This is a genomic window from Streptomyces sp. NPDC031225, from assembly GCF_055570355.1.
Genome location: NZ_JBVIHJ010000015.1, coordinates 118,556 through 125,403, shown reverse-complemented (window position 1 = coordinate 125,403; position 6,848 = coordinate 118,556). Strand labels below are relative to the sequence as shown.

6 protein-coding genes are annotated in these 6,848 nt (G+C 70.6%); all 6 read right to left on the bottom strand.

The genetic code is table 11. The features are described from left to right. Positions 1 to 165 precede the first annotated feature (165 nt). The 6 genes from ACZ48Z_RS25275 to ACZ48Z_RS25250 all read right to left on the bottom strand — a co-directional run bounded on the left by ACZ48Z_RS25275 (position 166) and on the right by ACZ48Z_RS25250 (position 6,784). Positions 166 to 930 (bottom strand): DUF3159 domain-containing protein, encoded by a 765-nt coding sequence (locus tag ACZ48Z_RS25275; RefSeq protein WP_468738144.1) that lies wholly within the window; start codon positions 928 to 930, stop codon positions 166 to 168. Between the two features lie 3 nt (positions 931 to 933). After that, positions 934 to 1,332 carry an OB-fold nucleic acid binding domain-containing protein gene (locus ACZ48Z_RS25270; RefSeq protein ID WP_007385230.1) on the bottom strand — a complete coding sequence of 133 codons (399 nt, stop codon included), beginning with the start codon at positions 1,330 to 1,332 and terminating at the stop codon, positions 934 to 936. Between the two features lie 79 nt (positions 1,333 to 1,411). Next, entirely contained in the window at positions 1,412 to 2,098 is a 687-nt protein-coding gene (locus ACZ48Z_RS25265; RefSeq protein WP_468738143.1) for a response regulator, read from the bottom strand. Beyond that, a complete protein-coding gene (locus ACZ48Z_RS25260; RefSeq protein WP_468738142.1) occupies positions 2,095 to 4,638 on the bottom strand; it encodes an ATP-binding protein in 2,544 nt (847 codons plus the stop codon). Before ACZ48Z_RS25260 ends, ACZ48Z_RS25265 begins: the two co-directional genes overlap by 4 nt. 208 nt (positions 4,639 to 4,846) lie before the next feature. Next, positions 4,847 to 5,539: an ABC transporter ATP-binding protein gene (locus tag ACZ48Z_RS25255; RefSeq protein WP_468738141.1), complete on the bottom strand. Its 693-nt coding sequence runs from the start codon at positions 5,537 to 5,539 to the stop codon at positions 4,847 to 4,849. Between the two features lie 78 nt (positions 5,540 to 5,617). Further along, positions 5,618 to 6,784 carry an alginate lyase family protein gene (locus tag ACZ48Z_RS25250; RefSeq protein ID WP_468738140.1) on the bottom strand — a complete coding sequence of 389 codons (1,167 nt, stop codon included), beginning with the start codon at positions 6,782 to 6,784 and terminating at the stop codon, positions 5,618 to 5,620. Between the last annotated feature and the right edge of the window lie 64 nt (positions 6,785 to 6,848).

Here is a 6,848-nt window from a genome sequence, read left to right as displayed (position 1 = left end):
CCAGGGGGAAAGGGTGGGGGGATTGGTTGTGGGGGGGGGGGGGGAAAGGGGGAGATGGGGTTTTGGGGGGGGGAGGAGGGAGAGGGCCCCCCCGGGGGGGGGGCCCCCCCTTCGCCGTCGTAACGGAAGCAACGGAAGTGACCGGGGGGAGGGAGGTGACGGAGGCTACGCCTCGCGCCGGTGCCGTCCGCCCGCCGCCTCGGTGTCCTCACGCTCCGCGGACTGCGCCGCCTTGAGCTCCTCCTCGGCCTTCTCGGCGGCCTCCATCTCCGCGAACACGTCGATCGGAGCCGGCGCCTTCGCGAGGAAGACCCAGGTGAGCCACACGGCCAGCAGGAACGGCGGGATCTTCAGGGCGATCAGGACCCAGCCGAGCTGCGCGGTGTCGGCCCACCAGTACAGCGGGAAGAGGATCGCGCACTTGGCGAGCAGGATGGCGCCCCAGGCGTAACTGGCCTTGGCGTAGGCCTTCTTGCGGCCCGGGTTGCGGGTGCGCCAGGAGAGGTTCTCCTTGAAGACCGGGCCGAGGATGAGCCCCATCAGCGGCATGCCCGCGAGGGTCGTGATGACGTACGCCAGGCCCAGGCCCAGCGTGTACAGCATGCCCGGCAGGTAGAAGTTCTTGGCGTTGCCCGTCATCATCGCGAAGACGACACCGAAGGCGACGCCGAAGACACCGCTGAACGCGTGCTTGACGGTGTCCCGCATCACCAGGCGGACCACGACGAGCAGCAGGGACACGGCGAGCGCGGCGATCGCCGAGAGGTGCAGGTCCTTGTTGATCGTGAAGATCGTGACGAAGAGGAGGCCTGGCAGAACCGTCTCGACCATGCCCCGGACGCCGCCGAACGCCTCGAACAGGGCGGCCTCGGTCACCGCCCGTGCGTCGTCGGCCTGAGTGTCTTCGGTCGGCTTGTCGAGAGACGTCACCGGCTACTCCCGTCCGAGGGGTCTGAGTTCGTATTTCGGATTGAACAGCACCCGGCGGCCCCGGCTCATCGAGACCCGCCCCGATGCGATCAGCTTGCGCCCCGGTTCTATGCCCACGATGGAGCGTCTGCCGAGCCACACCACGTCCAGGGCGGCGGAGCCGTCGAACAGCTCGGCCTCCAGGGCCGGGACGCCCGCACGCGGCCGCAGGGTGACCGTGCGCAAGGTACCAGTAACGGTCACGATCTGACGGTCGTGGCAGTCACCGATCCGGGTGCAGCCGGTGGTCGCGGTGTCCTCGCGCAGCTCCTCGGACTCCAGGTCCTCCTGCGACGAGGAGAGCCGGTCGAGCATGCGCCGGAACCGGCCCACCGGCTTCTCGGAACGAGGGACAGCACTCATATCCGAAAGCGTACCGGGGTGCGCCGACAGCGTTGTACCCACAGCACTGGCGTTCGAACCGGTATCCCGCCGCCGACGCTCACCTCTCGAACCGGTATCCCATCCCCGGCTCGGTGATGAAGTGCTTCGGATGGGACGGGTCCGCCTCCAGCTTCCTTCTGAGCTGGGCCATGTAGACCCGCAGGTAGTTGGTCTCCGTCCCGTACGACGGCCCCCACACCTCCTGGAGGAGCTGTTTCTGGCCGACGAGCCGGCCGGTGTTGCGGACCAGCACCTCCAGCAGATGCCACTCGGTGGGCGTGAGCCGCACGTCCCTGCCGTGCCGCTGGACCTTCTTCGCGGCCAGGTCGACGGTGAACTCGTCGGTCTCCACCAGGACGTCGTCCTCCTCGCCGCCCCCGGTGGGCTCGGCGCGGCGCACGGCGGCCCGGAGCCGGGCCAGCAGCTCGTCCATGCCGAAGGGCTTGGTGACGTAGTCGTCGGCGCCCGCGTCCAGCGCCTCGACCTTCTCGTCGGAGGAGTGCCGGGCGGACAGCACGAGAATCGGCACCCGGGTCCAGCCGCGCAGTCCCCTGATCACCTCGACGCCGTCCATGTCGGGCAGGCCCAGGTCGAGGACGACCACGTCGGGATGGCGGGCGGCGGCCAGCCGGAGTGCGCTGGCACCGTCGTGCGCCGCGTCGACCTCGTACTTGCGCGCCTTGAGGTTGATCACGAGGGCGCGCACGATCTGCGGCTCGTCGTCGATGACCAACACCCTGGTCATGTGGCCTGCCTTTCGGGTTCTGCGGGAAGTTCTCCGGACGGCTCGGTGCTCGCCGCCCGCAGCGTCAGCACCATGGTGAGGCCACCGCCGGGCGTGTCCTCGGCATTGAGGGTGCCGTTCATGGCCTCGGCGAAACCCCGGGCCACCGCGAGCCCGAGCCCCACCCCGGCACCGCGCGGGGCGTCGCCGTAGCGCTGGAAGGGCGCGAAGATGCGCTCCTTGGCCTCGTCGGGGACGCCGGGGCCGCGGTCGACGACCCGTACCTCGACCCGGTCGGCGATGGCGCTGGCGGAGACCCAGACGGGGTTGCCGGACGGGCTGTACTTGACGGCGTTCTCGACCAGGTTGGCCACCGACCGTTCCAGGAGCCCCGGATCGACGGCGACCATCGGCAGGGTCTCCGGCACGTCCAGCTCCACGCTTCCGTCGGGCACCCCGCCGAGCGCCATCGGCACCACCTCGTCGAGGTCGATCTCCCGGATGAGCGCGGTGACGGTGCCGGTCTGGAGGCGGGACATGTCGAGCAGGTTGCCCACCAGGTGGTCGAGCCGGTCGGCGCCCTCCTCGATTCCCTCAAGGAGCTCCGCCTGATCCTCCTCGGACCATGCCACGTCGTCGGACCTCAGGGACGACACGGCCGCCTTGATCCCGGCCAGGGGCGTGCGCAGGTCATGGCTCACGGCGGCCAGGAGCGCCGTACGGATCCGGTTGCCCTCGGCCAGGGTGCGGGCCTGGTCGGCCTCCTCCTGGAGCCGGTTCCGGTCCAGGACGACGGCGGCCTGGGCGGCGAACGCGGCCAGCACCCGGCGGTCCTCGGCGGGCAGCACCCGGCCGGTGAGCGCGAGCGCCATGTGGTCCCCCACCGGTATGTCGACGTCGGCGTCCTCGGGCCGCTCCACGGGCCGCCCGAGACCGACTCGGCCCGCGCACGTCCAGGGCTCGACGTCGCCCGCCCGCTCCAGCAGGGCCGCCGACTCCATGCCGAAGGTCTCCCGGACGCGCTCCAGGAGCTCCTCCAGGCCGGTCTCGCCGCGCAGCACGTTCCCGGCGAGGAAGGACAGGATCTCCGACTCGGCGCGCAGCCGGGCGGCCTGGTGGGTGCGGCGGGCGGCGAGGTCGACCACGGAGGCCACCGAGATGCCGACGCCCACGAAGATCACGATGGCGACGATGTTCTTCGGGTCGGCGATGGTCCAGCGGTGCAGGGGCGGTGTGTAGAAGTAGTTCAGCAGCAGCGAGCCGACCGCGGCCGAGGCGAGCGCCGGGAACAGTCCGCCGAGCAGGGCCGCGGCGACCACGACCGCCAGGAACAGCAGCATGTCGTTGGCGAGGCCGAGGTCGACGGCGCTCAGGAGGATCGCCAGGAACGCCGGACCGGCCATGCCGACCAGCCAGCCCCACAGGATCCGGGCCCGTCCGAGCCGCGCGCTCCGGGCGACGGGCAGTCCGCGCCCCTTGGCGACCTCGTCGTGGGTGACGATGTGCACGTCCAGGTCGGGCCCCGACTCCCGGGCCACGGTCGCGCCGACACCGGGTCCGAAGACGTACTGCCAGGTCCTGCGGCGGGAGGAGCCGAGGACGATCTGGGTGGCGTTGACCCCGCGCGCGAAGTCGAGCAGCGCGGCCGGTATGTCGTCGCCGACCACGTGGTGGAAGGTGCCGCCGAGGTCCTCGACCAGGGTGCGCTGGACGGCGAGTTCCTTGGGCGAGGCGGAGGTCAGCCCGTCGCTGCGGGAGATGTAGACGGCCATGACCTCGCCGCCCGCGCCCTTCTCGGCCAGCCGCGCGGCCCGCCGGATCAGCGTCCCGCCCTCCGGTCCGCCGGTCAGTCCGACCACGATCCGTTCCCGCGAACCCCAGATCTTCGAGACCCGGTGGTCGCTGCGGTACTGGTTGAGGTACTCGTCGACCCGGTCGGCCACCCAGAGCAGCGCCAGCTCGCGCAGGGCGGTGAGGTTGCCGGGCCGGAAGTAGTTGGAGAGGGCCGCGTCGACCTTGTCCGGCTGGTAGATGTTGCCGTGGGCCATACGGCGCCTGAGCGCCTGCGGCGACATGTCGACAAGCTCGACCTGGTCGGCCCGCCGCACGAACTCGTCGGGCACGGTCTCCTGCTGCCGTACCCCGGTGATCGACTCGACGACGTCGCCGAGCGACTCCAGATGCTGGATGTTGACGGTCGAGACCACGTCGATCCCGGCCGCGAGCAGCTCCTCCACGTCCTGCCACCGCTTGGCGTTGCGGGAGCCCGGAACATTGGTGTGGGCGAGTTCGTCCACCAGGGCGACGGCGGGGGCGCGGCGCAGCACGGCGTCGACGTCCATCTCGGTGAAGACGGAGCCGCGGTACTCCAGCTCCCTGCGCGGGATCACCTCCAGACCGTGCAGCATCACCTCGGTGCGCGGCCGCCCGTGGTGCTCCACGAAGCCCACGGCACAGTCGGTACCCCGCTCGGTCCTGCGATGCGCCTCGGACAGCATCGCGTACGTCTTGCCGACGCCCGGTGCCGCACCGAGGTGGATCCGAAGCCTGCCGCGTCCCATGGGCCCATTGTCTTCCGGTCAACTACTGCGTGCGCAGCGTCGACCCTACGGCCGGCGATCCCGGGAAACGGCCCCCAGGCCGACCTGGGGGCCGTCTTTGACGCAACCCTGACGCGCGCGATGGCGCGTGCGGCCCTCGGGCTCGGCCCGGCGGCACGGTGGGGCCCCTCCCCACGCCGCCCGGCCGGGCCGAGGAACCCGGACCCGCTCAGTCCCCCACGATCTCCCCGTCCCCCAGCTCCAGCACCCGGTCGGCGAGGTCCAGCAGGGTCGCGTCGTGGGTGGCGACCAGTGCAGTGACGTTCTCGCTGCGTACGACAGCTCGCAGGAGCTCCATGACGGCGTGGCCGGTCTCCGCGTCCAGCTGGCCGGTGGGCTCGTCGGCCACGAGGAGGGCAGGGTTGTTGGCGAGCGCGCGGGCGATGGCGACGCGCTGCTGCTGGCCTCCGGAGAGCTCGCCCGGGCGCTGCTTGGCGTGGTCGGAGAGGCCCACCAGGGCGAGCAGCAGCTCGACGCGCTCCTCACGCGCGCGTGCGTCCACCCGGCGCAGCCGCATCGGGACGCCGACGTTCTCGGCGGCGGTGAGGATCGGGATGAGCCCGAAGGACTGGAAGACGAAGCCGATACGGTCCCGGCGCAGGGCCAGCAGCCCGTCCTCGTCCAGCCCGGCGACCTCGACCCCGTCGAGCACGACCCGTCCCCGGTCGGGCCGGTCGAGCCCGCCGACGATGTTGAGGAGCGTGGTCTTGCCGGAGCCCGAGCGCCCCTTGAGGGCGACGAGCTCGCCGCGCGGCACCTCGAAGGAGACCCCGCGCAGCGCGTGCACCGCGGCGGCCCCCTCCCCGAAGGACCTGTGGATGTCCTCGACCCGCACCATGGTGTCCGTGACCACCTGCGTCATACGTCCTCCCCCGTGAAACCCGTGAACCCGTGAAGCCGGGCGCCAGTATCACCGTACGGCGCCCGGCCTTCAACGGTTTCAGTTCGGGTTGTCCCCGTGGGTGAGGGTCTCCCAGGCCACGAAGAGGTTGTTGCTGCCGGCCGGACGGTTCCGCTCGGTCAGCGTCTGAGTGTTAGTCATGCCCATGCCAAGCCTGTTGTGCAGTGCGTTGTACCCGACCTCGGTGACCGGCCCGAGCCCCAGCTTGAGCGAGCCGCCGCACAGCCAACTCGGCACGGCCGTCCCCAGTTCGTACTTCGCCTGGAACCCCAGCGCCTGCCGCAGCCGCTCACCCACGTCGGCGCCGTAGAGGTCCTGCCCCTGGATCCGGCCGGTCTCGGCGACGTGCGAGATCGCGGAGATGCCGTACCCGGTGTGCGTGAGGTCCCGGCAGGTCTCCTGGGTGAGCCCGGTGACGAAGGTGGACTGCCCCTGCCAGTAACCGACGATCTTGTCCCGGGTGTTGAGGTTCTGGCTCGGCACGGTCTTCGGCAGATCGCCGTCGGAGTCGAGGTACACATAGGCGGCGGTACGGGTGCGGAACCTCGCCATGGCCTTGTCGTACGACGCCTTGTCCTCCAGGAAGACGGAGATGCCGACGGCCGCCTCCGTCATCGACAGCTCCCAGTTGCCGTTGGAGTTCGAGCCGTTGATGACCTCGGGCAGGTAGACGGTGCGCAGCATGGTCGCGAAGCGTCCGGAGTTCGCCCAGCTCCCGGTGTACGTGTACTTGATGATCTCGGCCGCCCTGGGCCACGAGGAGCCGGCCCAGCCGGTCTGCAGGGGCGCGTTGCTGTTGGTGTGGTCCGTGATCACCGCCGACCAGGCGTCCATGAGCTGGATGGCCTTCTTGGCGTACCGCTCGTCCCGGGTGATGTACCAGGCGAGGGCGTCGGTGTAGGCGGCGATCGCGTCCTCGCGCTCGTCGGTGCAGCCGTGGTTGGGGTTCGAGTACGACCCGCACTCGACGACCGCGCGCGGCTTGGGCGTGCGGTTCAGATCGGCGTACCGGCTCGCCAGCATCGCGTCGAAGGCGCCCTTCCAGGGCTGAGCACCGGCGTCGACCTTGCCGCGGACGAAGTCCAACTGACCCTTGGAGACAGTGACTCCGGGATGGACGAAGGTGGCGGGGGCGGCGTCGGCGGGCCGGGCGAGGACACCCAGGGCGAACGCGGCGACGACCACCAGCCGTACGGAATGGCGCATAGCGGCTCCGTTCTCGTATGTGAACGTGAAGCACCCCTATGAACATAGGCGTTGGCGGATGACC

Excerpts from the sequence above, each read along its gene's own strand:
- ACZ48Z_RS25270 (WP_007385230.1), bottom strand. The coding sequence starts at position 1,332 with ATGAGTGCTGTCCCTCGTTCCGAGAAGCCGGTGGGCCGGTTCCGGCGC.
- ACZ48Z_RS25265 (WP_468738143.1), bottom strand. The coding sequence starts at position 2,098 with ATGACCAGGGTGTTGGTCATCGACGACGAGCCGCAGATCGTGCGCGCC.
- ACZ48Z_RS25260 (WP_468738142.1), bottom strand. The coding sequence starts at position 4,638 with ATGGGACGCGGCAGGCTTCGGATCCACCTCGGTGCGGCACCGGGCGTC.
- ACZ48Z_RS25255 (WP_468738141.1), bottom strand. The coding sequence starts at position 5,539 with ATGACGCAGGTGGTCACGGACACCATGGTGCGGGTCGAGGACATCCAC.
- ACZ48Z_RS25250 (WP_468738140.1), bottom strand. The coding sequence starts at position 6,784 with ATGCGCCATTCCGTACGGCTGGTGGTCGTCGCCGCGTTCGCCCTGGGT.